Annotated in this window: 21 protein-coding genes, 1 tRNA gene and 1 pseudogene; 14 read left to right on the top strand and 9 right to left on the bottom strand. The window is 66.0% G+C overall.

Annotation, left to right across the window (positions count from 1 at the left end; translation table 11 throughout):
* Positions 1-13 precede the first annotated feature (13 nt).
* Complete coding sequence (locus ACFWNN_RS20895) at positions 14-973, top strand: NAD(P)-dependent alcohol dehydrogenase (RefSeq protein ID WP_382441581.1); 960 nt, start codon at positions 14-16, stop codon at positions 971-973.
* Between the two features lie 54 nt (positions 974-1027).
* Here the strand turns inward: ACFWNN_RS20895 and ACFWNN_RS20900 are convergent, their stop codons facing one another.
* The gene (locus tag ACFWNN_RS20900; protein WP_382441582.1) at positions 1028-1531 is read right to left on the bottom strand and encodes a serine hydrolase; all 504 of its coding nucleotides are present in this window, start codon (positions 1529-1531) and stop codon (positions 1028-1030) included.
* Positions 1532-1724: 193 nt separating this feature from the next.
* On the opposite strand from ACFWNN_RS20900, the gene ACFWNN_RS20905 reads away from it, so the two are divergent.
* Positions 1725-3170, top strand: a complete 1446-nt coding sequence (locus tag ACFWNN_RS20905; protein WP_382441583.1) for an MDR family MFS transporter — start codon at positions 1725-1727, stop codon at positions 3168-3170.
* Positions 3171-3580: 410 nt separating this feature from the next.
* On the opposite strand, the gene ACFWNN_RS20910 is transcribed toward ACFWNN_RS20905, so the two are convergent.
* Entirely contained in the window at positions 3581-4312 is a 732-nt protein-coding gene (locus ACFWNN_RS20910; protein WP_382441584.1) for a hypothetical protein, read from the bottom strand.
* A 1260-nt stretch (positions 4313-5572) separates the two neighbouring features.
* Here ACFWNN_RS20910 and ACFWNN_RS20915 point away from each other — a divergent pair.
* Entirely contained in the window at positions 5573-6649 is a 1077-nt protein-coding gene (locus ACFWNN_RS20915; protein WP_382441585.1) for a DUF262 domain-containing protein, read from the top strand.
* Positions 6642-7343, top strand: coding sequence for an MAE_28990/MAE_18760 family HEPN-like nuclease (locus ACFWNN_RS20920; RefSeq protein ID WP_382441586.1), 702 nt, complete (start codon positions 6642-6644; stop codon positions 7341-7343). Before ACFWNN_RS20915 ends, ACFWNN_RS20920 begins: the two co-directional genes overlap by 8 nt.
* A 586-nt stretch (positions 7344-7929) precedes the next feature.
* On the opposite strand, the pseudogene ACFWNN_RS20925 reads toward ACFWNN_RS20920, so the two are convergent.
* Positions 7930-8404, bottom strand: a pseudogene (locus tag ACFWNN_RS20925) (NUDIX hydrolase).
* Positions 8405-8436: 32 nt separating this feature from the next.
* Here ACFWNN_RS20925 and ACFWNN_RS20930 point away from each other — a divergent pair.
* The gene (locus tag ACFWNN_RS20930) at positions 8437-8757 is read left to right on the top strand and encodes a tyrosine-type recombinase/integrase (protein ID WP_382441587.1); all 321 of its coding nucleotides are present in this window, start codon (positions 8437-8439) and stop codon (positions 8755-8757) included.
* 107 nt (positions 8758-8864) lie between these two features.
* Here the strand turns inward: ACFWNN_RS20930 and ACFWNN_RS20935 are convergent.
* Positions 8865-8940: transfer RNA gene (locus ACFWNN_RS20935), tRNA-Lys, on the bottom strand.
* 186 nt (positions 8941-9126) lie between these two features.
* On the opposite strand from ACFWNN_RS20935, the gene ACFWNN_RS20940 reads away from it, so the two are divergent.
* The 3 genes from ACFWNN_RS20940 (at position 9127) to ACFWNN_RS20950 (ending at position 12435) form a co-directional block, all read left to right on the top strand.
* Positions 9127-10200 (top strand): aldo/keto reductase, encoded by a 1074-nt coding sequence (locus ACFWNN_RS20940; RefSeq protein ID WP_382441785.1) that lies wholly within the window; start codon positions 9127-9129, stop codon positions 10198-10200.
* Positions 10201-10300: 100 nt separating this feature from the next.
* A complete protein-coding gene (locus ACFWNN_RS20945) occupies positions 10301-11416 on the top strand; it encodes a serine hydrolase domain-containing protein (RefSeq protein WP_382441588.1) in 1116 nt (371 codons plus the stop codon).
* Positions 11401-12435, top strand: coding sequence for a serine hydrolase domain-containing protein (locus ACFWNN_RS20950; RefSeq protein WP_382441589.1), 1035 nt, complete (start codon positions 11401-11403; stop codon positions 12433-12435). The genes ACFWNN_RS20945 and ACFWNN_RS20950 overlap by 16 nt, the downstream gene beginning before the upstream one ends.
* 6 nt (positions 12436-12441) lie before the next feature.
* Here the strand turns inward: ACFWNN_RS20950 and ACFWNN_RS20955 are convergent, their stop codons facing one another.
* Positions 12442-13350, bottom strand: a complete 909-nt coding sequence (locus tag ACFWNN_RS20955) for a CobW family GTP-binding protein (protein WP_382441590.1) — start codon at positions 13348-13350, stop codon at positions 12442-12444.
* Between the two features lie 141 nt (positions 13351-13491).
* Between ACFWNN_RS20955 and ACFWNN_RS20960 the strand changes: the two genes are divergently transcribed.
* The 3 genes from ACFWNN_RS20960 to ACFWNN_RS20970 are packed head-to-tail and all read left to right on the top strand — an operon-like array spanning position 13492 to position 20384.
* Positions 13492-14019, top strand: coding sequence for a hypothetical protein (locus ACFWNN_RS20960; protein ID WP_382441591.1), 528 nt, complete (start codon positions 13492-13494; stop codon positions 14017-14019).
* 3 nt (positions 14020-14022) lie between these two features.
* On the top strand, positions 14023-15954 hold the full coding sequence (locus tag ACFWNN_RS20965) for a flotillin family protein (protein ID WP_382441592.1): 1932 nt from the start codon (positions 14023-14025) through the stop codon (positions 15952-15954).
* Entirely contained in the window at positions 15951-20384 is a 4434-nt protein-coding gene (locus ACFWNN_RS20970; protein WP_382441593.1) for a DNA repair ATPase, read from the top strand. The genes ACFWNN_RS20965 and ACFWNN_RS20970 overlap by 4 nt, the downstream gene beginning before the upstream one ends.
* On the opposite strand, the gene ACFWNN_RS20975 is transcribed toward ACFWNN_RS20970, so the two are convergent.
* Entirely contained in the window at positions 20374-20871 is a 498-nt protein-coding gene (locus ACFWNN_RS20975) for a hypothetical protein (protein WP_382441594.1), read from the bottom strand. The two genes, ACFWNN_RS20970 and ACFWNN_RS20975, sit on opposite strands and share 11 nt — an antisense overlap.
* 80 nt (positions 20872-20951) lie before the next feature.
* Entirely contained in the window at positions 20952-21398 is a 447-nt protein-coding gene (locus tag ACFWNN_RS20980; protein WP_382441595.1) for a PPOX class F420-dependent oxidoreductase, read from the bottom strand.
* Here ACFWNN_RS20980 and ACFWNN_RS20985 point away from each other — a divergent pair.
* Together ACFWNN_RS20985 and ACFWNN_RS20990 are read left to right on the top strand one after the other, a co-directional pair.
* Positions 21397-22209 carry an oxygenase MpaB family protein gene (locus ACFWNN_RS20985; protein WP_382441596.1) on the top strand — a complete coding sequence of 271 codons (813 nt, stop codon included), beginning with the start codon at positions 21397-21399 and terminating at the stop codon, positions 22207-22209. The two genes, ACFWNN_RS20980 and ACFWNN_RS20985, sit on opposite strands and share 2 nt — an antisense overlap.
* Positions 22210-22291: 82 nt before the next feature.
* Positions 22292-23107 (top strand): glutamate ABC transporter substrate-binding protein, encoded by an 816-nt coding sequence (locus tag ACFWNN_RS20990; protein WP_382441786.1) that lies wholly within the window; start codon positions 22292-22294, stop codon positions 23105-23107.
* Here ACFWNN_RS20990 and ACFWNN_RS20995 read toward each other — a convergent pair.
* Complete coding sequence (locus ACFWNN_RS20995; RefSeq protein ID WP_382441597.1) at positions 23104-24225, bottom strand: Ig-like domain-containing protein; 1122 nt, start codon at positions 24223-24225, stop codon at positions 23104-23106. The two genes, ACFWNN_RS20990 and ACFWNN_RS20995, sit on opposite strands and share 4 nt — an antisense overlap.
* 358 nt (positions 24226-24583) lie before the next feature.
* Here ACFWNN_RS20995 and ACFWNN_RS21000 point away from each other — a divergent pair, with 358 nt between their 5' ends.
* Positions 24584-24787 (top strand): cold-shock protein, encoded by a 204-nt coding sequence (locus ACFWNN_RS21000; RefSeq protein WP_030477903.1) that lies wholly within the window; start codon positions 24584-24586, stop codon positions 24785-24787.
* Between the two features lie 83 nt (positions 24788-24870).
* Here the strand turns inward: ACFWNN_RS21000 and ACFWNN_RS21005 are convergent, their stop codons facing one another.
* Complete coding sequence (locus tag ACFWNN_RS21005) at positions 24871-25176, bottom strand: hypothetical protein (protein ID WP_382441598.1); 306 nt, start codon at positions 25174-25176, stop codon at positions 24871-24873.
* Positions 25177-25441: the final 265 nt, after the last annotated feature.

A 25441-nucleotide genomic window follows, 5' to 3' on the forward strand; every position in this document is an offset into this window, starting at 1 on the left:
TTACCGTTCTCCCATGAGAGCCGCGGTGCACACTCAGTTCGGGCCGGCCGACGTGGTCCAGGTGGTCGAGAAGCCGGTCCCGGTCGTCCGCCCGGGCGACGTCCTGATCAAGGTCCACGCGACCACCGTTACGTCCGCCGAGTGCGCCATGCGCCGCGGCGAACCGTTGTGGGGCCGCGTGATCCTGGGCCTGCGCCGCCCGCGGACCCGCCTGCGCACCCTGGGCCTGGAGGTGTCCGGCACCGTAGAGGCGGTGGGTTCTCAGGTGACCACGTTCCGTCCGGGCGACGAGGTCTTCGGCTTCACCGGCTTCGCCGTGGGCGCCCACGCCGACTACGTCCGCCTGCCGGCCAACGGCTCGCTGGCCCCGAAGCCCGCATCCCTGACCTTCGTCGAGGCCGCCGCTGCCGTGGACGGCGCCACCACGGCGTTGTTCTTCCTGCGCGACAAGGCGAAGGTCGGCCCCGGCCACCGAGTCCTGATCAACGGCGCCTCGGGCAGCATCGGCACCTACGCCGTCCAACTCGCCAAGCACTTCGGCGCCACCGTCACGGCCGTCTGCGGCCCGTCGAACGTCGACCTCGTCCGATCCCTCGGCGCCGACGAGGTGATCGACTACACCGCCCACGACTTCACCTCCGACCTCGACACCTACGACGTCGTCTTCGACACCGTCACCAAGTCGTCCTTCTCTGCTGCCCGGCGCTCGCTGCGCGCCGGCGGCAAATACCTGCCGACCACCGGCCTGCAGAACAACCTCTGGGCGTTGTGGACGGCCCTGCGCGGCGGCAAGCGCGTGCTCGTCGGCATGTCCGTCAACAAACGCGCGGCCCTGCCGTTCATCAGCTCCCTGCTGGAGTCGGGCGAGCTGCGCGTGATCGTCGACCGCACCTACCCGCTGGCCGACATCGCCGCGGCCCACCGGTACGTCGACGCAGGTCACAAGCGCGGCAACGTGGTCGTCACCGTGTGACGGGCTGCTCACCCATCAGCTCGGTGATGAGGTCGTGCGCCAACGGCTCGGCGTTCACGCTGGTTGGTCAGCACGGCCACCGCCCGCCGCCGCGTCGACGTGCAGAAAGGCCTTCTGCCCCTTCGACACCCCGGTGTGCCCGACGCCGTCGCGGAACCGCATCCACCCGAGCCCCCACCCGACCGCGCCGTTGCCCAGGTCCGGCACCTCCACGCCCTGGTCCTCGCGCATCGCGGCCAGCCCGGGCTCGTCGATCTGCAACGGCCGCATGAGCCGTTCCTTCAGCACGTCGTGGAACGCCTGCCCGCTGACCACCTCCACCAGCCGTCCGATCACCACGAACCCGCTGTTGGAGTAGGTGAAGCCGGTGCCGAGCACGGGGGAAGTTGACGCGCGGTCAACGTGGGCGGAAACCGACGAGTCGCGGGTGACCTCGATCCGAGTCCGCGCGCTCAGCACCCCGGCGACCTCATCCTGGACGTTTCCGCAGCTCAGCAGGGCCACCTGAGCCCCGGGAACCCCGTGCTCCCCGATCAACTCACCCAGCCGCCACCCCATCCGGAAAAAACTACGGCCGACCGTGTCGATTCGTCGTCTGCTCGTTCGACGCACAGGTAGACGGACGAGAAAACCTGGATGAGACCACGCGGCGGATGAGGAAGACTCGAAGCACCGATGAGTTCCTTCAACGCCGCAGGTCTTCTCCGGTGTCGCGAAGAACCTGATGCCAGCAACCGAGTGAGGGCCTGACATGCCTGCAGCGATCGAAGACCGACCTACCGCGCAAGCGGGCCGAACACCCCTGGTGGTGCGCCTGCTCGTGCTGGCGACGTTCGTCGTGATCCTCAACGAGACGCTGATGATCAACGCGATTCCGCGCCTCATGGAGTCCCTCCACGTGACCGAACAGGCCGCGCAGTGGGTCTCGACGGCGTTCATGCTCACCATGGCCGCCGTGATCCCGGTCACCGGCTGGTTCCTCCAGCGCGTCACCACCCGCCAGGGCTACGCCATCGCCATGGGCGTCTTCCTCGCCGGCACCGCGGTCTCCGCGATCGCGCCGACGTTTGCGATCCTCCTGGCCGGCCGCATCATCCAGGCCGCCGGCACCGCCGTCATGATGCCGTTGCTGATGACCACCCTGATGACCGTCGTCCCCGAGCAGGACCGCGGCAAGGTGATGGGCAACGTCACCCTCGCCATCTCGGTGGCCCCCGCCCTGGGCCCGGCCATCTCGGGCCTGATCCTCCAGTTGGGCTCCTGGCGCCTGCTCTTCGTGGCCGTCATCCCCATCGCCGGCGCCGTCACGTACTTCGGCCTTCGCCAGCTCGACAACATCGGCGAACCCCAGGTCAGCACCCTCGACTGGGCCTCGGCCTCGATGGCCACCCTGGGCTTCGGCGGCCTGGTCTACGGCCTGAGCCTCTTCGGCGAGGGCGAGTCCAACCTGGGCCCGAGCATCGGCATCGTCCTGGCCGGCGCCGCCACCATCGCGTTCTTCGTGATCCGCCAGCTCAAGCTCCAGCGCACCGGCGCCCCGCTGATGGACCTCCGCACGCTCACCCACCGCACCTTCGCCCTGTCGCTGGCCCTGATGTGCATCGCCTTCCTGGCCATGATGGGCTCGATGATCCTGCTGCCCCTCTACCTCCAGAACCTGCGCGGCCTCACGCCGTTGGAGACGGGCCTGCTCCTCATGCCGGGCGGCCTCGCCATGGGCCTGCTGGGCCCGACGGTCGGCCGCCTCTACGACCGGCTGGGCAGCCGCCCGCTGATCATCCCGGGCTCGATCGGCATCGTCCTGTCCCTCGCGGGCTTCACCCAGGTCTCGATGTCCATGCCGTACTGGCAGGTCCTGGCCCTGCACGCGCTCCTGATGGTGAGCCTCGCCGCCACCTTCACCCCGATCTTCACCCTCGGCATGGGCGCTCTCCCGCCGAACATGTACCCGCACGGCAGCTCGATCCTCGGCACGTTGCAGCAGGTAGCGGCGGCCGTGGGCACCGCCCTCGTCGTGACCGTCATGTCGGCCCGTTCGTCGTCGCTGGTCGCCGAGGGAGTCGCGGCGTCGTCGGCGCAGCTGAGCGGCATGAAGCTGGCGTTCGTCGTGGCGACAGTGCTGGCGGTCGCGACGATCGCGGTGGCGTTCCTGCTGCCGAACCGCACGAACGCCTCGGGCGAGGTAATGGCCCACTGACTCAGATAGGTGAGGCCCCGGACATGTCCAGTCCGGGGCCTCGCTTGGCCGCCCAATTGCACACACCAGCGACGTTTAAGAGTCGGATCAGTCCTTAGGTCGCCGCGCTCTTCCGTTGAGCTACGGCCGCAAGGCAGAGCGGCCAGCAGGATTCGAACCTGCACCTCGGCGAGTCTTGTCCGGTCTCGAGTGATCTGGCGTTCGGCGGAAATGCTGAATCTGGAGCGAGAGTCTGAGCTTGATCCCGGCTTGCCTCTGCCGACTTGGGCTATCCCGGCGCGATGGTGCCGGGAGAGGGATTCGAACCCCCACTGGTGACCGAGTGGTTCAGGCTGACGTTTCAGCTTCAGCTTTGCGCTCCTCTGCCGAGGAACGCACCCCCGCGCTCCAGCGGGGGAGTCTGTTGGGCGCTAGCGGAACAGGTAGTCGAAGACCACGCCACCGACGCGCTCGTCGGTGATCTCCAGGCTGTTGGCCTCCTCGCGGGCGAACTTCACCGCGTGCTGCAGCTTCTCGACCCGGTCCACCAACTCGTTGACCCGCCGGGCAGGCAACGCACCGGAGAACTTCACCGTGGTCCAGTACCCCACCGGCACGTCCTCGTAGTACACCTCGACCTGAGCCGGGTGCTTCTCCGTCGCCTCGGCCTTGACGTGGTTGCGAGGCACCTTCTTCGTGCGAATGGTCCGCACGTGCTCGGTGCGCCAGTAGTCCGCGGACTCGTCGAAACTCCAGTCCTCGGCCGCATCCAGCAACGGCAGCTTCTTCACGAAGGTGTGCAGATCCGTCAGCTGCTTCTCCAGGAAGAGCAGGTACGACACAGGCACGTCGCGAAGCAACGTCTGCCCGTCCACCACCACGTCGGCCTTGGCAACGCGGTTGGCCCAGTCCTTGGTAGCCGTGACGTCGAAGAGCCGAGTCATCACCGAGGCAGTCTTCCGCAACACGTCCTCGGCCTTGACCTGCACGCGAGTCGACTCGGGCGGCAACACCTCGCCGTCCTCGTCCTTGGGCTGGTACGTCCGGGAGATGCCGGCCAGCAACGCGGGCTTCTGCAGCCCGTGATGAGCGTCGGTGAGGTCCCGAAGCGTGCCACCCTTGACACTCTTCTCCACCGCGATGATCTGGTTCAGCTTCGTCATGCCGCACCCCCTTTGTGTTGCGCGCACAGTACGCAACACAAAGACGCGTCCGCACGCGAATTCGGCACTCTGCACCGAGGAACTGGTTCGCAACCGCACTGTCACCCACGCATGACCACCTAGTGCACCAGGCCCGCCAAAGCGAAACCCCAAGCCTGTGCGGGGTGATCTTGTTTACTTGCTCCTCAGACCGTCGATCCGAGGATCGAAGCAAACCAGTCCCATCGACGTGGCTTGTCGACCAGGGTGAGGTGTCTTCGTCGTCCTCGCTCAAGTCCGGCCAGCGGTCCAGCAACGCAGCGACGTACTTCGCGATCATCGGTGTCGGAGCCTGCTTGACGCCGGAGTAAACGTGGCGCTCGTACAAGTCGTCGAGCGTCGTTCGGGCAGTTGCGTCGTCTTCAGGACGAGTGCCTTCCCATACGACGAGGTCGTATGGGAAGGCCGGCAGATTGACACGGCACGGCACGCGGATGGCGACCGTTCTGCCGGATGCCGCTGCTTGAGAGTCAGACGGTAAAGCGTGTCAAAGGTGTGTCAGCGACCTTGAAATGTGAAACCCCCAGGCCTGTGACCTGGGGATTTGGTGGGCCGCCAGGGACTCGAACCCTGAACCCGAAGGGTAAGAGCACTCGCTTGGCGTTGTTCACCCATCTTCTCCAACAGCGCTCACTACCTGCGCGGATGCGGTCTTGATCTGAGCACTGTGGACAGTCGCTTCTCGATGCTTGTCGTCGTTTTGTGAGAGTTAAGTGTGGGTTGATCTTGGTCTTTCTGGACCCGCTCACACCCCTGCCATCATCCCGACACTGAGCCTCGAACACGGCCGGTGGAGTTGGTCAAGGTTCTCGTTCCAGCCTTGACGCGGCGTTGCCGGCCGTCGTCATGCTCGCGGCGTCGGGGTGGCTTGGTGCTCGTCGCGCGTTCCTGCGGCTTCGTCTGGGGCCTGATCGGTGGCAAGGCGGCGCAGCCGTCGCGGCAGTCGAGCGCCGTGCACAGCCGGCCTGTGGTGACTGCGGTGGCGCTCGTAGGGAGCTGGGGACGAATCGGGCTCGGATCGGGTGGGTCGTCAGCTGGCGCCTGAGGTCCGGCGCGCAGCGCCGCCCGGCCGACCGGCGCAGCGAAGCGGATGCCGGGAGTGCCGGGATGGATGCGGGTGCAGCGCCAGATCACACGCGCCGCCAGCGGCGGCGCCTTGATCCTGTAGAGCAGAATTCGGCAGGCCCGCTCAGATGGTCAAGGCGCTATAGGCTGCAGCGCATGGATGAGACCGACGACCTCCGGTTGCTTGAGAACCAGCTGTATGAGGAGCGCAAGCGGGTCGATGTTGCCAACCACAACTTCTCAGCTCGTGAGTTGATGCGGATGCTGGCTGACAACGAGCTGAACATCGCGCCGGCTTATCAGAGGAAATTTCGGTGGACGAAAACCGGAGAGTCGGTATTCATCGAATCAATGTTCCTCGGCCTACCTGTGCCACCCCTCTTTGTTGCCACCAATATTGACTTTAGGTGGGAAATTGTCGACGGATTGCAGCGCATTTCTACGCTGACACACTTTATGGCTCAGGATGAATCGGATCTTGAGCGGATCGATCGTCCCGAAGCGCTGCGCCTGGAGGGACTTGAGAAACTTACGCAACTTAACGGTATGACGTACGCCGAGCTGCCTAAGAATCTGCAAATATATTTTGCGCGCCAGCCTCTCCAGGTTGTGTCACTAACGGACAAAAGCGATCTTCAGATTCGCTTCGACTTGTTCGAGCGGCTGAATAAGGGCGCGGTGGCGCTGTCGCCGCAAGAGGTACGCGCTTGCGTTTATCGGGGCAAGTTTAACGACTTCGTCGAAGAGCTTTCCGAGAATTCCGACTTCGCGACCCTGTTGAAGCTGCAAGAGAAGAACAAGCACGACGGAACAAGGGCTGAGCAGGTGCTGAAGTTCTTCGCCTACAAAAACTTTCGGGAGGACTTTGATGGTCGCGTGGAAAAGTTCCTGAACCGGTTCATTCACCAGGCATCCCCCGATTTTGAATATAAGAAAGAGAAGTCTCTCTTCGAGGAAACGGCCCGCACGCTTCTTCGGATAACGGGCGGTAAGCCGTTTCTTACCCCGGTCCACTCCATTACGCCGCTTGTTCAGTTTGAGGCGTGCATGGTCGCGGTCGGAGAGCTCTTGGCTGAAGGAAAGAAATTGGAGATTCCTGCTCCAGCTGGCTGGGCTGAAGATCCGGAGCTTCGTGACGCATCGAGCGGAGGAACGAATACCCGTTCTATGCTTCGGCGTCGAATTGACAGGGCAAGGGAGTTGTTTGACTCTGATATTGATGCCAATGCATGAAGTGCTAATCGCGGAGCTCGATGAATGCTGTGACCGATTGCTCCGTCGGGTTGAGCAGCTGAAATGGCATATGCTTTTCAGCTACCAGCTTGCGGATCGCGATCCTAAGTCGCTGCATTACCTGAAGGCAGAATCTCGCGGCGCGGCGATCGTTGGCGTGTGTGCGGAGCTTGAAGCTCTCACTAAGACCGTCCTGCAAAAAACTCATCGTGAAATCAATGCTATGAGGGTCCCGTTCAAAGACCTTGCCGTCAATCTAAGACAGCTTGCCGCCCATGACGCATTTGAGAGTCTCCGGTCGCTTAGTGACCACGGAAAGCTTTGGGAGAAGCGAGCGTTTACGACGACTCTCGACGGCTGCAGCGAGCCAATGAGTCTTCCTGTTGAGCGAAAGAGTGCGCAGCCACCTCTTGACGGTCGCACACTACGTCCTGAGCACTTCTATCGAATATGGGACATCTATGGGCTAGATGGCGATGCTTTTCCAATGGTGAGCTGGGCCACGTCTCTTCAGAAGCTGGCGCTCCTCAGGAATGATATTGCGCACGGAAATGTGCCGTTTGGTGAGGTGTTCCAGCAGGGCGGGACTTCGCGAGCTGAAGTTGAAAAGTATCTGGATGAGGTTTCGTACTTTGTTACGCACTTTGTCTTGGAGTGGATTGCATATCTATGTCGGCAGGGGTATAAGCTGTGAATGAAGTCGAAAGGATTCTCACTCTCAATCCTGGAGATCCGTTGGTCGAGAAATTCTTTGCGATCGCGAGAGAATTGCTCGCGGATGCTCTTCCTGGGCGATGGTCGCACGTGATCGGGGTCGCATTGCGTGCTCATGGCGCGGCTGCGGTTCTTCCTTGAATTGATCGAAACTTTCTTGTCGGGTCGGCTCTGGTGCATGATCTAGGTTATTAGCCGAAGGTTTCTGCGACCGGTTTTCATGCTTTAGATGGTGCTAATTATCTGCGTTTTATGGAATTTCCTGATCGGTTTTGCCTCCTAGTGGCTCATCACTCGTGCGCTTATAGAGAAGCTGAGTTGCGCGGGTTGGTGGCAGAGCTTTCTGGATGGATCGATGAACGGACCCTTACGAGGGACGTTCTGTGGTGGGCGGACATGACCACTACGCCTAGCGGCGGATCAACTAACGTGCACGAGCGTCTTGAAGAGATTCAGAAGAGGTACGGGCCGGAAGACTTGGTGACCTTCTTCATTCGCCAGGCGAAGTCGGAGTTGATCGGTGTGGTTGAGCGTACGGACGAGCGGCTACCTGCTGCAGGGATTAACTACACCGCGAAGTAGCGTGTCGACCGGTCCTTGAATCCATGCTCGATCCGGAGTCGAATCGATGGGTGGATGTTCAGAGAGTCCAAGTCCCTGAGGCTAACCCAGTGAACTTCGCTTGACTCGTTGCTCGTCTGAAGCTCGCCGCCGATAAGCCGCGCTCGGAAGCAAATTGAGAACTATTGCCGCACTTCGCCGTCGGTATAGGCAACGACGTGTTTGGGATCGGAGTAGACGCCGATGATCTCGACCGGCTCGACGTCGATCCCGGTCTCTTCCTTTGCCTCCCGGATGATGGCCTGGCCGACCGTCTCACCAACGTTTTGCGCGCCACCCGGGATCGAGTAGAGGTTGTTATCGGTACGGCGGATCATCAGCAGCCGACCTTGATCGTCCTGCACGAATGCGCTCACTGCTACAACGATGTTGGTCGCCTTTCGGGGCGTTCGGGTCGTGGTAGTGATCGGTGCGGGCCACGGTGCGGCTCCTCAGAACGTCGTGCGCTCGACATGCTGAAGCGGAGGCATAAGGCCACCAGCTTCCCGAACGGGCCGATCTTCCCGGATGCCCTCGGCGGGCTCCGTGACCCGTCCAACACGCGGAAGGACCTCCGGAAGGCGCGGGGTGGGGACGAGTTCGCGTGGGTGACCTCGCACGTCTTCCGGAAGACGGCGGCCACGATTCTCGATGAGTCGGGGCTCTCTGCGAGGCAGGTCGCGGACCAGCTCGGTCACGCTCGTCCGTCGATGACGCAGGACACCTACATGGGCCGCAAGACGGTCGATAGGCGTGCTGCTGACGCCCTGGAAGGGGCGCTTGGTGAGCAGTAAGACGATCAAGGGAACGACGGCGAAGTTGAATGACCAGCGGTTTTGTGTGGGTTAAGTGTGGGGAGACCCGAACAGAGCGAAACCCCCAGGCCTGTGACCTGGGGGTTTGGTGGGCCGCCAGGGACTCGAACCCTGAACCCGAAGATTAAAAGTCTCCTGCTCTGCCAATTGAGCTAGCAGCCCTCGCCGGGACAGCCTACCGATCTCCGCCCCAGCATGTCCTCCGGGTTCCCAACCTCACCGTTGACGCACCGCCAACCAACGCTTGGAGAGGATCAGGCAAGAGTGTGCGGGGATTGTCGTACCCCCGAACGGCCGCGGCGACTGGAATGGGAGGTGTCAGCAACGACGACAGCAAGGGACACCGAGATGCCGCTCGACCACTACGTCACCCTGGGCCGCTCCGGCCTCCGCGTCAGCCCGTTCGCCCTCGGCGCGATGACCTTCGGTGAGGACCCCGGGGGCGCCGGGAGCAGTGTGGAGGAGTCCGAGAAGATCCTCCGGGCCTACCTCGACCGGGGTGGGAACTTCGTCGACACCGCCAACTTCTACACCAACGGGCACTCGGAGAAGATCCTCGGCGACTTCTTCAGGAGCAACGGCAACCGCGACAAGGTCGTACTCGCGTCCAAGTTCTTCTTCAACATGCACCCCGGTGATCCCAACGGCGGTGGGGCGGGGCGGACGTCGGTTCGCCGGCAGCTCGAAGACACGCTTCGGAGGCTCAACACCGACTACCTGGACCTCTACTGGCTGCACAACTGGGATCGGAACACCCCCGTCGAGGAGACGATGCGGGTTCTGGACGAGTTGGTGGGATCGGGCAAGGTCGGGTACATCGGGTTCTCCAACGTGCCTGCTTGGGTCACGGCGCAGGCTCAGACGTTGGCCCTGCTCAGGGGGTGGACGCCGTTGGTGGCGTTGCAGGTGGAGTACTCGCTGCTGGCTCGGACGGTCGAGGGTGAGATCGGTCCCATGAGCAGGGAACTCGGGTTGGCGCTGGTGCCTTGGAGTCCGCTCAAGAACGGGTTCCTCAGTGGCAAGTACCGGCGGAACGGGCAGGTCGCGGACTCGGAGCGGGTCAAGTTCGTGGGTGGGCCGAGCACCAAGGAGTTCGAGGTCATCGACGTCGTCTCGGAGATCGCGCGCGAGACGGGGCGGTCGGAGGCCGCGGTGGCGTTGGCCTGGCTCCGGCAGCGGGAGGGGACCGTGGTGCCGATCATCGGCGCGCGGCGGTTGGAGCACCTGGAGAGCAACCTCGACGAGGTGGTGCTCAGCCAAGACCAGCTCGCCAAACTCGATGCTGTGTCCAAGCCGGAGCTCAACTATCCCGCCGGACTGCACGGGGAGTTGCGGGCCATGTTGCAGTTCGCCGGCACGACGGTGGACGGCGAGAGCTCGGGCATCTACCCGCCGCTGTTGCAGAGCGACGTGCGCTACTGAGGTAGAGCCTGCTCCACCCCGAGAACGGAAGTGTGCCTGACTGCGACGGGGTACCGGTAAGCGGAAACCTGGTCCTCACCACGGCAAGGGGAGGCACAGGATGAAGAAGACGCTGGTAGGCGTGTTGGCGGCGGCCATGTTGTTCAGCGGAACGGCAATGGCCGCGCCACCCGGCGGGCTCCAGGGCAAGCTCGACGGGCTCACGAAGGAGCACAGGTTCCCTGCTGCGCTCGGCACCACGACGCAGAACGGCAGCAGCACGGCTTACGTCTCCGGCACGGCCGTACTGGGCAAGAACGTGCCGGTGCCCAGGAACGGGCAGGTGCGCGCCGGGTCCAACACCAAGGCGTTCGTGGCCACCGTGGTCATGCAGTTGGTGGCGGAGGGCAAGGTCGAGCTCGACAAGCCGATCAACCACTACCTGCCGAACGCCGTCAAGGACGACAGGATCACCGTCCGGCAGCTGCTGAACCACACCAGCGGGCTGGCGAACTACACGAACTACATGGGGCTCGACAAGTTCGAGGAGCAGCGGCACCGGTACTACGAGCCGCGCGAGCTGCTGGACATCGGCAACGCGCACCCCACGACGGGTGAGCCGGGCGAGAAGTTCAAGTACAGCAACACGAACTACGTGCTGCTCGGGCTCCTGGTCCAGAAGGTCACGGGGCGGCCGATCGCGGAGAACGTCGACCAGCGGATCGTCCAGAAGATCAAGCTCAAGGACACCTACTGGCCGGGCGTCGGTGAGGAGGGCATCCGCGGCAGGCACGCGCAGGGGTACTCGAAGACGGGCAACGGCATCGAGGACGTCACCGAGCTCGACCCGTCGTGGGGGTGGGCGGCCGGCCAGATCATCTCCACCACCAAGGACCTCAACCTCTTCTACAGCGCGCTGTTGAACGGCAAGCTGGTTCCCCAGGCGCAGCTGAAGGAAATGCAGAAGACCGTCGAGACCAAGGGCGAGATGTGGGCCGGCGCCGAGTACGGGCTGGGCATCGCCAGCACGCCGCTCACGTGCGGTGGCCGCTACTGGGGTCACGGCGGCGACATCCACGGGTACGAGACGCGCGGTGGTGTCGCGCCGAACGGGCGGGCGTTCTCCGTTGCGGTGACGGCGTTGCCGGGCACGTTCCAGGACACGCCTGAGGACGCGATGAAGGCCCACGACGCCATGCTGTCTACTGTGGATGCTGCCCTGTGCGGTGCGAAGTGATCGCGGTCGCCGCGGTCACCGCGCTCGCACTCCTCGTTCCCCAGCAGCTCGACCAGATCGTCGCCCAGGGCACGCCCGGCGTCGAGGCGCACGTCAACGGGCGCAACGAAGCGCGGGGCAGGGCGCCGGTCAACGGACAGGTGCGGATCGGCAGCATCACCAAGTCGTTCGTCGCCACCGCGACGCTCCAGCTCACCGCCGAGAAGAAGGTCGAGCTGGACGGGCCGGTCAACAGGTACGTGCCGCACATCAAGGACAGCCGGATCACCGTCAGGCAGGTCCTCCAGCACACCAGCGGCCTGCCCGACTACGTCATGCAGATCGGCGTCCCGAAGATCGCGGACGTCCGCGACAGGTACTTCGCCCCGCACGACCTGCTGGACGTCGCGCTGAGCCAGCCGCCGAGCTTCCAGCCCGGCGAGAAGTACGAGTACAGCAACACCAACTACGTCGTCGCCGGCCTGCTGATCCAGAAGGTCACCGGACGCCCGGTCGGCGAGGCGATCGGCGAGGTGATCAGCAAGGCCGGACTGAAGGACACCTACTGGCCGAACCAGGGCGAGCAGAGCATCCGCGGCCGGCACGCCCGGGCGTACGCGCTGAGCGACCTGACCGACCCGAAGTCCACTGTGGTCGACGCGACCGAGCTCGACACGTCGCAGGCGTGGGCGTCCGGCGCGATGGTCTCCACGCCGCAGGACGTCGCCAAGTTCTTCCGGAAGCTCCTCGCCGGCGAGATCCTCGCCAAGCCGCAGCTCGACGAGATGCGCAAGACGATCACCGTCGACGAGCGCAGCGCCTACGGCCTCGGCCTGGAGGCCACCAAGCTCAGCTGCGGCGGGGTCTGGTGGGGCCACGGCGGGTCGATCCACGGCTGGGGCTCGTTCGGCGGAGCGACGGACGGCGGCAACCACGCCGCGGTCACGCTCACCGCGCTGCCCGGCACGTTCGGCGACGACCCGGCCAAGAAGTTCCAGCAGATGTTCGACGTGATGGACACGGCTCTCTGCAAGAAGTGACAACCCTCAGCGGGCGTACCGGAGCACCCAGAGCATCTCCTGCTCGGTGACCGGTGCGTCCGCCACGCACGCCAGCAGCCAGTCCGTCAACGCCTCCGGATCGATGCCCGCCCCGATCAGCACCAGCTGCGTCGGGGCGTCGTCGACCGGCGTGAACGACACGTAGGCGCCGACGGTGTGCAGCACGAACGTGCCGAGCGGGAACCGGACGAAACCCTTGGCGCGGAACAACCCCTCCGGCCGCGCCGCCAGGAAGTCCATGAACAGCTTGGGGTGCAACGGCTCGTCGATCTCCACCGTCACGCTGTCGTAGGAGGCGTGCGCGTGCGTCGAGTGGTCGTCGAGATCGTCGAACGTCAGCTGCCGCGGCCCGACGTCGGGTGGCCGCACCTCGAACAGCAACGCCGGGTCGATCTGCCCGAACGAGACGGGCAGGACCGGCGCATCACAAGGCAACGAGGGCAGCGACGCGACCCGGTCGACCTTGTTCAGCACCACCAGGTCGGCCAGCGCCAGGTCGCGCTCCAGGTGCGGAACGGCGTCGAGCTCCACCGCGTCGGCCACGTAGATCAGCCCGCCGTAGGACACCCCGGACGCCTGCGCGACCATCCGCACCATCGCCGCGGGCTCCGCCAGGCCGGACGCCTCGATCACGATCACGTCCAGGTTCGCCGAGGCCAGCTTCCCGAGCATGCCCTCCAGCTCGGAGCCGTCGACGGCGCAGCACAGGCAGCCGTTCGGCAGCGACACCATCGAGTCGGCCTGGGCCGAGACGGCGAACGCGTCGATGTTGATCTTGCCGAAGTCGTTCACCAGGACGCCGATCCGCGTGCCGCCGGACGTGCGCAGCAGGTGGTTGAGCAGGGTGGTCTTGCCGGAACCGAGGAAGCCGGCGAGCACGACGACGGGGATCACGACACCCGAGGCTAGCCGGTGCGCCGCGGATGGTCCGGATGGGTCAGCGGTGTCCGATTCGGACGGCGATCGGATCGATTTGCATCGAAGTGCAACGAAAACGGCCTCCCGCGCATCAAAATGACGAGAAGGGGGGCGATGATGACCGAGTTCCTGGCTGCCGCACTGGCGTTTCCGACGGTGGTGTTCAGCTTCCTGTTGCTCATAGTGGTGGCTTACTGGCTCACCGTGGCGCTGGTGGGGCTCGACTTCGACGCTCCCGTGATGCCGATCTCCATCTCGATGTTCATCGTGATCACGTGGTTCGCCGCGCTGGTCGGCACGGTGTACACGCCGGAGGGCAAGCTCAGGTACGCGGTGTTCGGGGGTGCGCTGCTCGCCGGCGCGCTGGTCACGCGGATCCTTCTCATCCCGGTCAGGAACTGGACGAAGCCGGAGAAACCGGCGTCCCGCAACGACTTCGTGGGCCGCACCGCGATCGTGCGGACCTCCAGGGTCACCGAGCAGTACGGGCAGGCCGAGGTGACCGCCGACGACGGCGGTACGGCGGTCGTTCAGGTGCGAGCTGCGCAGAGCACCGACCTCAAGGCGGGGCAGACCGCGTTGATCTTCGACTACGACGCAGAGGGCGAGTTCTTCTGGGTCGTGGACATCACCACAGGGGGCTAGTACATGGGTGCGATCTCTACAGGGCTGATCGTGCTGATCGCCGTGAGCGCGTTCGTGCTGATCTTGGCGTTGATCACGCTGAGCAGACTCTTCAAGAAGTGCGAGCAGGGCAAGGCGCTGATCGTCTCGAAGATGCGCAAGGTCGACGTGACCTTCACCGGCACGGTCGTGCTGCCGGTGCTGCACCGCTGCGAGACGATGGACATCTCGGTGAAGACCATCGAGATCCGCCGGGCCGGCAACGAGGGCCTGATCTGCAAGGACAACATCCGCGCCGACATCCGCATCACGTTCTTCGTGCGGGTCAACAAGACCGTCGAGGACGTCATCAAGGTCGCGCAGGCGATCGGCACCGAGCGCGCGAGCCACGAGGCCACGCTGCAGGAGCTGTTCAACGCCAAGTTCTCCGAGGCGCTCAAGACCGTCGGCAAGCAGCTCGACTTCGTGGACCTCTACACCCACCGCGACGAGTTCCGCGACCGGATCGTGCAGGTCATCGGCACCGACCTCAACGGCTACAGCCTCGAGGACGCGGCCATCGACTACCTGGAGCAGACGCCGCTCAAGCAGCTCGACCCCGCGAACATCCTGGACGCGCAGGGCATCCGCAAGATCACCGAGCTGACCGCGATCGAGCACGTCAAGACCAACGAGTTCACCCGCAACGAGGAGAAGGAGATCACGCGCCAGAACGTCAGCGCGCGTGAGGCGATCCTGGAACTCGAACGCCGCCAGGCCGACGCGGAGATCAAGCAGAAGCGCGAGATCGAGACCGCCCGCGCGCAGCAGGAGGCGGAGACGCAGAAGGTGCAGGCCGAGGAACGCCTCAAGGCCAACACCGCGTTCATCCGCACCGAGGAGCAGCTCGGCATCCAGACCGAGAACAAGGCTCGCGAGATCGCCGTCGCCGAGAAGAACCGCGAGCGCGTGATCGCCGTCGAGACCGAACGCATCGAGAAGGACCGCCTGCTGGAGGTCATCGCCCGCGAGCGCGAGACCTCGCTGCGCATGATCGAGAAGGACAAGGAGCTCGAGCACGAGCGCCGCGCGATCGCAGACCTGGTGCGCGAGCGCGTCGCCGTCGAGAAGACGGTGGCCGAGCAGGAGGAGAACATCAAGCGCCTGCGTGCGGTCGAGGAGGCCGAGCGCGAGCGCCAGCAGATCGTGATCCGCGCCGAGGCCGAGGCCCAGGAGTCGCTGGTCAAGGACATCAAGGCCGCCGAGGCCGCGGAACAGGCCGCGCAGCACAAGGCCCGCGAGGCCGTCGTGCTCGCCGAGTCGCGCAACAAGGCCGCCGACCTCGACGCCCGCTCCAAGATCCGGCTCGCCGAGGGCACGCAGGCCGAGGCCGCCGCGAAGGGCCTGGCGGACGCCCAGGTCAAGGAACGGGACGCCGCCGCGTCCGAGGCGCTCGGCCGGGCCGAGGCCGTGGTCGACCGCGAGAAGGCGCTCGCCGACGCCGAGGGCATCAAGGAACGCCTCAAGGGCGAGGCGGAAGGCTTGTCGCACAAGGCGGAGGCCATGGCCGCGCTCGACACCGCGACCCGCGAGCACGAGGAGTACCGGCTGCGCCTCGAAGCGGAGAAGGAGATCCGCCTCAAGGGCATCGACGTGCAGCGTCAGGTCGCCGAAGCCCAGGCCATGGTCCTCGCGGCCGGTCTGGAGAAGGCCGACATCGACATCGTCGGTGGCGACACGATGTTCTTCGACAAGATCGCGAACGCCATCACCGCGGGCAAGCAGGTCGACAGCTTCGTCGGCAACTCCGACGTCGTGCAGGCGTTGGGCAGCAAGTGGATGGACGGGACCAGCAACTTCCCGGAGGACCTCACCAAGATCCTCAGCTCCTTCACGACCGGTGACGCGCAGAACGTCGCCGCGGCGATCGCCCTGACCCAGATGGCCAAGAACAACAACTCCGGCCAGAGCGCATGACGGCATCCACCCCTTCTGGGCTGGACGCCGGCACGTACGAGGTGCTGCGGGCGAGGCTGGCCGACCAGGCCGGCGCGCTCGCCCGCGGCACCGAGGCGCTGAACGCCCAGCGCGTCGAGACGTTCGGCAGCACGGCGCTCGAACTCGTCGCCACCGAACGCATCCGCACCGAGAACAACTGCGTGCCACGGGACATCGTGGCGCTCGGCGACGTGATGTTGTTCGGTTACAACGTCTTCATGGGCCTCAAGCCCGAGACCGCGGTCAGCGACGTCTTCGCCGCGCACGGCAGGGACTTCGCCGCGGTCGAGCCGGAGTTCCTGCGGGACCCCAAGTTCCGCAGCGACTTCTCCGAGCTGTACCGCTACTACCGCGAGACGCGGCTGCTCCAGCTGCGCATCGTGGACCAGCGGCTGCTCGCGGTGTTCCAGACCGGTGTGCGGATCGAGGACATCCACGTCCTGCGCTGGGACGTCAAGGTCGACGGCACCGTGCAGTACGTGGACAACCGCGGCGACCGCGACCACGTCTTCCCGCCCGCGCACGACTTCACGTGGGTCGAGACGACCCGCGAGCAGCACGTGCTCGGCCGGCACCCGCACATCGCGATCGACAACGAGGTGTTCGTCGAGACGGTCGGCGGCACGCTCACCGTCAAGATTGAGAACAACACCGAGTCCGGCCAGGGTGTCTACGAAGAACCCATCGACGAACCGCTGCAGAGCCTCGCGGACGCGGAGATCCACTACGCCCGCGTCGGCCCGTTGATCCTGCTGAAGATCCTGCCGTACAAGGAAACGGCGCCCAGGCACCTGGTCTTCAACACCAGGACCAAGGAGGTCACCCGGCTCGACGGCATCGGCCAGGCCTGCCAACGCCTCCCGGAAGACCAGGGCATCATCTTCCCGGGCGGGTTCTACCTGGTCACGGGCGCGGACAAGACGTTCGACGTCGACACGGACGACCTGGAGTTCGAACGGGTCGTGAAGTCCGCGAACGGCGAGGACGTGCTGTTCGTCTACCACGCGCGGCGCGAGGGCCGCAGCCTTCTGCTGCCCTACAACGTGATCCGCAAGGAGGTCGCGACCCCGATCACCTGCCACGGCTACTCGCTCTTCGCCGACGGCACGCTGGTCGTGTTCCGCGAGACCGGCTCGGACGCCGTGCGGGTGCACCCGATGCAGGTCTGGCGCACGCCGTTCATGGCCGACGAGACGCTGCCGGACCAGGCGGGCCCGCTCGCCAGGATCGGCAACGCCGAGCTCGTCCGCGGCATCTCGGACTGCCTGTCCATCACCAGGATGAGCGCCGAGATGAAGCCGAGCGCGCCGGTGTTCGAGGGCCTGATCGCCCTGTGCACCAGGGTGGTCGACAGCGTGTTCTGGCTCGACGAGCTGGGCCTCAAGCCCGACGTCCTGGCCGTGCGCGCCACCGCGGAACAGGTGCTCGACGAGTTCGAGGCCGTCCGCACGCTCACCGAGCACGCGGCCCAGCAGCTGCACGAGGCCGCGGAGAAGCTCGCGAGCCTGGTCCGGCTGGCCAGGTCGGCGGCCCCGCGCAGCGCCGACGAGTGGGTGCGCCTGCTCGCCGACCTGCGGTCCGCCCAGGGCCGCCTGATCACCCTCAAGGACCTCAGGTACGTCGACGTCGAGGAGATCGACCGGCGCGAGGCCGAACTGGTCGAGGAGCTCGGTGCCTCGGCACGCCGGGCCGTCGCGTTCCTCAGCGGTGAGGGCGCGTTCGACCAGTACCACGAGGAGATCGACCAGATCGCGGCCGCGGAGCTCAGGACGGCGGCCGAGGCGAAGCCGTTGCGCGAACGGCTCGCGCAGCAGCAGACCGGCCTGGAGGTGCTGACCGAGGTCGTCAGCACGCTCGACGCCGCCGACACCACGACCCGCACGCAGATCCTCGCGAGCATCGGCGAGGTGCTGGCCGCGGTCAACCGCGCACGGGCCACTGTGGACGGTCGCAGGGCTCAGCTCGCGAACGCCGAGGGCCGCGCCGAGTTCGCGGCGGAGTTCGCGCTGCTCGGCCAGGCCATCACCGGCGCGCTGTCGGTCGCGGACACCCCGCAGCGCTGCGACGACCAGCTCGGCAGGCTCCTGCTGCAGCTGGAGAACCTGGAGTCGCGGTTCGGCGAGTTCGACGACTTCCTCGCGCAGGTCGGCGCCAAGCGCACGGACGTCTACGAGGCGTTCTCCGCGCGCAAGCAGACCCTGCTCGACGAACGGGCGCGCAAGGCCGACCGGCTCGTCCAGTCCGCCGAACGCGTCCTCGGCACGATCCGCCGCCGCGTCGGCAAGCTGACCTCGACGGACGAGATCAACACGTACTTCGCCGGCGACCCGATGGTCGCCAAGGTCCGCGCGGTCGCCGAGAACCTCAGGGAGCTCGGTGACGTCAGGGCCGACGAGCTCGACGCGAGTCTGCGCGACGCCCGGCAGGAGGGAGGCCGGGCGCTGCGCGACCGGACCGACCTGTACGACGGCGCGTCGATCGTGCTCGGCCGGCACCGCTTCCCGGTGACGACCGAGCCGATGAACCTCACCCTCGTCCCGCGCGACGGCAGGCTCTACTACGCCGTCACCGGAACCGACTACCGCAGCGAGGTCACCGACGAGGGTTTCGCGAGCACCAAGGGTTTCTGGAACCAGCTCCTGGTCTCGGAGACCGACGACGTCTACCGCGCCGAACACCTCGCCGGCAGCCTGCTCGCCGAGGGCCGCGCGGACGTCGTGAACGCCGCCGCCGAACGCTACGACGAGGGCTACGAGAAGGGCGTCCACGACCACGACGCCGAGAAGATCCTCGCTGTCCTGCAACGACTGCACGCCGGTGCCGGACTGCTCAGGTACCCGCCGCAGGCCCGTGCGGCGGCGCAGATCTTCTGGGCCGCGCAACCGGACGACCAACGTGCCGTGTGGCAACGCAAGGCCGAGTCGCTGGCCCGTGCGCGCACGATCTTCGGTGGCACGCACGGCATTCCGGAGCTCACCCGGCAGTTCGGGCTCGAGGACCTCGCCGCCGAGTACCTCTTCGAAGAGCTCGCCTGCGAGCCGAGGGGATTCGTCACCAGCAAGGCCGCCAGGGCCGTGATCGACAGGTTCCGCGCGGTCGTGCACGAGGACCTGCACGACCGCGACCTCATCGAGGCGTGGCTCAGGGCGTTCCTCAAGGACGAGAACTGCCCGGAGTTCCCCGAGGTCGTCGCGATCCTGCTCACCGACCTGCCCAGGTACGACTCCAGCGCCGCGCTGACCGAGACCGTCACGGGTCTGCTCGGCACGCACCCGCGCGTCCACAACCAGGCGCTGGAGCTGCGCCTGGACGAGACCCTGACCAGGCTGCGGACCTTCACCACCGACCAGGTCCCGGCGTTCCGCGCCTACCAACGCCGGCGGGACGAGCTGCTGGCCGAGGAACGCCGCAGGCTCAGGCTCGACGACTACCAGCCCGCGGTGCTGAACACGTTCGTGCGCAACAGGTTGCTGAACGAGGTCTACCTGCCGTTGATCGGCGACAACCTCAGCAAGCAGCTGAACGACGGCACCGGCCTGCTGATGTTGATCTCCCCGCCCGGCTACGGCAAGACGACGCTGATCGAGTACGTCGCGAACCGCTTGGGCATGGTGTTCGTCAAGGTCAACGGCCCGGCGCTGGGCACCGGCGTCACCTCGCTCGACCCGGCGGAGGCGCCGAACGCCACCGCGCGCCAGGAGGTCGAGCGGATCAACTTCGCGTTCGCGCTGGGCAGCAACGTCCTGCTGCACCTGGACGACATCCAGCACACCTCACCCGAGCTGCTGCAGAAGTTCATCTCGCTCTGCGACGCCCAGCGCCGCATCGAGGGCGTCTGGGACGGCGAGCCGCGCACGTTCGACCTGCGGGGCAAGCGCTTCGCGGTGTCGATGGCCGGCAACCCGTACACCGAGACGGGCCGCGCGTTCCGCGTCCCGGACATGCTCGCGAACCGCGCGGACGTGTGGAACCTCGGCGACGTGCTGTCCGGACGCGACGAGCTGTTCGCGTTGAGCTACCTCGAAAACGCGTCGGGTTCGAACCCGACGTTGGGCGGCGCGGACGTGGAACCGTTGGTGCGCCTGGTGAACGGCGAGACCGTCCGGCACGAGTACGAGACGGTCGAGCTCGACCGGCTGCTCTCGGTCGTGCGGAAGCTGCGGCGGATCCAGGAGGTCGTGCTCAAGGTCAACCAGGCCTACATCGCGTCGGCCGCCGACCCGTCGGGGCAGCCGTTCCTGTTGCAGGGCAGCTATCGCAACATGAACCGGATGGCCGCGCGGATCGTGCCGGCGATGAACGACGCCGAGGTGGAGGCGTTGATCGACGACCACTACCTGGGCGAGGCGCAGCTGCTCGGCTCGCTGGCGGAAGCGAACCTCACGAGGCTGCGCGAGCTCAAGGCTTGATGTCGCAGGTCAGCTCGAACCGGTCGAAGTGGTCGAACCGGCCGTCGTCGGGGCCCAGCAGGTCGGCCGGTTCGAGCTGCATGTCCTCGAGGAAGTCGCAGAACTCCTCGTCCAGCGGCCAGTTCAGGCAGCGCTGGACGTCGGCGAACAGCGGCGAGTCGCAGCGCAGCAGGTCGGCCAGGTTCGGCTGCGGCTTGGTGCCCGGCTTCGGCGGTGGCGGAGGCCGGTGACCGGGAGGAGGCGGGGGCCGGTCCCCTGCCCCCGGCGGTGGCGGAGGAGGCGGCGGGGGTGGCGGCCGATGAGCACCGACGGCGGAGACGGTGGTCGTGGCGGTCGCGATGACGACCTCGGGCGGCGGAGGCGGCGGAGCGACCAGGCGGATGTCCACGGGCTTGTCCTGGGGTGCCGAGAACAAGGCCGCGATCAGGGCAGCGCCCATCACCGCCACCGCGGCTGTGAAGTAGCCGCGGCGTCTGACACCAGTCATCGCTTCCGCTCCCCAGGTTCCGCCTGCCAGGTAGCCGCCGTCCCCGTGGAATCGTTGTCCCCGCTAACGGTGTTACAGCCTCACCCGGTCCTGTCCGGCCCGGCGGAGGTGAGCGAAATCCGCAGGATCACGCGCTGTTCGCGTTCCATCGCGGCGCGGTACTCGTTCCAGTCCTTGTGCTCGCCGGAAATCGTCCGGTAGTAGGAGACCAGCAGGTCCATGGCCTCGGGCAACGGCACGACCGTCGCGGTGCCGTTGAGCTGGATCCACCGTCCGAAGAAGCTGTCCGGCAGCACGCACAACGAGACGTGCGGATCGCGTTGGACCTGCTTCGTCTTGTACGCGGTCGCCCGCGTGGAGACGAGCACGTCCCCGTTGTCGTCGAGCGACACGAGCACCGGCGACATCGCCGGGGTGCCGTCGGACTTGATCGCGCAGAAGACCGCGCGGTGCTGGCTGCGGAGCACGTCGCGTGCCTGGTCCAGGTCCATGGTCTTCATCCTGGCGAGGCGGGACGATGTCCGCATGCCCGATCCCAACTCCGTGAGCTGGCAGATGCACGCAGACCCGACGATGTGGATCGCCGGGATCGCGAGCCTGTACCTGCAAGCGTTGCACCCCAAGGCCGTCGCCGGTGTCGTGCAGAACTCGAACTTCCAGGCCGACCCGCTCGGCAGGCTCAAGCGCACGGCGGACTTCGTCGGCCTCGGCGTCTACGGCACGGACGAGGACATCGCGGCCGCCGCGGCACGAGTCCGCGCCACGCACCGGAGTCTGCGCGGTGTCGTTGACGGCCGAACGTTCCGAGTGGACGAACCCGAACTGCTGCTGTGGGTTCATTGCTCGGAGGTCTTCTGTTTCGAGAACGTTCTCTCCCGCGCGGGCTACGGGCTGACGGATCGGCAGAAGGACCGCTACTACGCGGAGCAGCGTTTCGCCGCCACGCTCGTCGGTCTGCACGAGGACGAGGTTCCCGGCTCGCGCCGCGAGATGCTCGACTACCTCGAACGGATGCGTCCGAACCTGCGCCGAACGGACGAATCGGACGTGATCTACACCTTCTTGCACGGACCACCCGTGCAAGGGTGGGTCCGCCACGGACTGCCCGCGTACCGGGTTCTGGTAGGCCACCTGGCCTACTCGGTGCTACCCGACTGGGCTCTCGAACTACACGGCCGCGAGCCGTACCGCCACGCTGACCGGTGGCTGCGAATGATGCGCCGAGCTGCGCTTTTGGTTCCGGGCAAGATCAGGAGACTGGCCCCACCAGGGCATCTGCGGCTCGCGATCGAACGCCACGGGAAGCATGTGACACCCAGCAAAGCGAGGCTTCCGTAGTTGTCATACATCACAGTCGATCATCGCCGCAGGTCCGTAGCATTGCGCACGAATCCACAACACCCCCGGAAGGCCTGTCGTGATCCGTCGTGCCGCGCTCCTGACTGCCGTAGCGGTGCTCGCCACCGCCTGTGGGAGCGGTGACACCAGCACAGTCATCGGACGTGCCGACTCCGGGAAGCTGACCATCGGCATCCGCTACGACCAGCCGGGCCTGAGCCAGCGGCGCCTCGACGGCCGGTACGTCGGCTTCGACGTCGAGGTCGCCAAGTACGTGGCGAACGAGCTCGGGGTCAAGGAAAGCGGCATCACGTTCAAGGAGGCCCGCGGCGCCGCCCGCGAGTCGATGCTGGAGAACGGCGAGGCCGACCTGATCATCGCCTCGTACTCGATCACGGACGCCCGCAAGGAGAAGGTCGCCTTCGCCGGCCCGTACTTCGAGACGGGCCAGGGCATGCTGGTGCGCTACACCGAGGACTCGATCCAGGGCCCGGAGACCATGAACGGCCGCAAGCTGTGCTCGGTCAAGGGATCCACGTCCGCGCAGAAGGTCAAGACGGACTTCTCGCAGCAGGTGCAGATCATCGAGTACGGCCAGTACTCCGACTGCGTGATCGCTCTCATGGCGGGCAACGTCGACGCCGTCACGACCGACGAGGTCATCCTCGCCGGGTTCGCGGCGGAGAACCCCGAGCTGCTCAAGCTCGTCGGCAAGACGTTCTCCAAGGAGCGGTACGGGATCGGCGTGCCGAAGGGCGACACCGAGTCCCGGGACGAGGTGAACTCCGCGATCGAGAAGATGATTTCGAGCGGTGAGTGGAAGCGGGCCCTCGAACGCAACGTCGGTCCGTCGGGGTACGAGATCCCGCAACCACCTGCCATCACCGAGAAGAGCTAGTTCGTCGCGGCCGACTTCGACGTCCAGGTGGCCCAGTCCATGGTCCACTCCCAGTAGTCGCCGGGCGCGACGCCGGCCGGGTCGGCCGCACCGAGCTGGATCGTCGAGCCGGTGACCTCGACCGGGTCGCCGACCATCGTCAGGTCGTAGAAGACCTTCGCGTTGTCACCGGACAGGTTCGCGCAGCCGTGCGACACGTTCTCCCGGCCCTGCTTGTCGATCGTGCCGTTGTTCTCGTGCACGAACTCGCCGTTCTGGGAGATCAGCACCGCCCAGGTGACCGGGATGTTCTCGTAGTTGAACGCCCGGTTGGTCATCAACCGCGACGCTTCCTTCTGCTGCACCACGTGGATGCCGGAGCGGCTCACCCGGCCGGGCACGCTCTCCTTGCCGTAGGACGCGGGGAAGTCGTGCAGCAGCACGCCGTCGCGGTAGATCTCGAACCGCTTGGTCTGCGTGTTCGCCTTGGCCACCAGCGCGCGGTCCGCGATCTTGAACTCCGCGTGCATGTCGGCCTTGCCGTACGCGCCCCCGCCGAACGGCACGCCGTAGACGTCGACGTCCAGCCGCACCTCGGTGTTCGGCTTCCAGTACTCGCGCGGCCGCCAGTGCGCCTCGGTGTCGGAGAGCCACGCCCACGCGCCCTCGGTCGCCACGGAGGTCTTGACGGTCATGGCCTTCTGCACGGAGGCCTTGTCCTGCACCGGCGCGCTGAAGGTCACCTTTACCGGCATCGCGACGCCGTACGTCTGGTCGTCGCCGACGTTCAGCTTCGCGCTGGTCAGCTTGGCGGGCTTGACCGTGCGGAACGAGCCGCTGACGGGCACCTCCGCGCCGTCCTCACCCTTGGCCGAACCCGACCACGCGTAGGCCTTGTCGTAGCCCAGGTCCTCGGTCGCGACCCAACGACCGGCGGTGAGCTCCCCCTGCACCGCCTTGCCCTCGGCGTTCGTGAGCGTGACGGCGGTGAGCGCACCACCGGTCACACCGACTTCGAACGGACCGGCCGGGCTGATCCCCTCGCCCGACGCCGGCGTGACCGTCACCGCGGCCTTCGCCTTCTCCTGCGTGACGGGCGCCGTCGGCGTCCCCTCCGGTGCCGCGCTGCAGGCGGCCAATCCCAGTAGCGCAGCCAAAACCAGTGGCCTGAACACGTGCTCCCCCAAGATCCCCTCGTCCGATGTCAAGAGGACGCACGGCGGTGGAACACGTTGCTCCCAAGATTGCGATCACCCACCTGGACCAGCGGGTTTGCGCCTATTGAGGCACGCAACCGGCCAGTAATGACCTGTAGTGCTATGACCAATCACACGTTAGGCTGACCCGCGCAGGCCGTGGTTTCTGTGTTCGTGCTTCACACGCTCGCGGAACGACACGCGGGCGTGAGGTGCGCTCTCACCGAGTTTGCCGAACGCCCCCGGGACGGCCGGGGTTGCAAAGTGCAGCCCCAAGCTTTCCTGCGATGGAGGCAGGTTCATGGCACAGGGCACTGTCAAGTGGTTCAACTCCGAAAAGGGCTTCGGCTTCATCGCCCAGGACAACGGCGGCGCTGACGTCTTCGTCCACTACTCGGAGATCCAGGGTCAGGGCTTCCGCACCCTGGAGGAGAACCAGCGAGTGGAGTTCGAGGTCGGCCAGGGCACCAAGGGTCCGCAGGCCCAGAACGTCCGCGCGGTCTGAAGTCTGTAAAACGCCGCAATAGAGTCGTACGCGAGAAGGACCCTCTGCCGGGCTCGGTAGAGGGTCCTTCTTCGTCACTGGGTCTAGTGGCCGCGCTGGCGCGCTTCCCACTCCAGGCGCTGCATGACCCACTCCGTGGCGAGAGCCTGCGGGGAGGTCTGGCGTTCGGCGGCCAGCTCCTTGAGCTGCTCGTTGGCCATGAGCTGCAGCCTCAGCTGGTACACCTGCGCGCTGCCGAAGCCCGACGCGGTGGTTTCGTTGTCCGCGTCCGGGGCCAGGGCCGCCAGGTAAGAGGTCAGCTCCTCGTCGTGCGACGTCTCCGGCTGCTGCGGTTCTTCCGCATCGCGGTGACGGCCGGACTTGGAGCGTCCGAGGGATCCGATAGGCACCGGGACACGATAACGGGTCGGTCACGGAACCCAAACCCCTGTGACCCGGGTCACCCCAAGGTGTAAATGGGACCACTGAGAGTAGACCGCCGGCGCGCCGCGAAAGATGCCCGCCGAGCGGCCTCGCGGACATGGAGAGGCCCCCGCGCCAGGGGGAGGAACGCGGGGGCCGGAGGGGATCTCCACAGGCGCTGACCGGGGGTGTGTCAGCTTTTGGATTGTTGCACGCGCACGGTCGCGTTGGGGAGTGTTCGCAACGAAGTTC

It is taken from the genome of Lentzea sp. NPDC058450, from assembly GCF_042721395.1.
GTDB lineage: Bacteria > Actinomycetota > Actinomycetes > Mycobacteriales > Pseudonocardiaceae > Lentzea.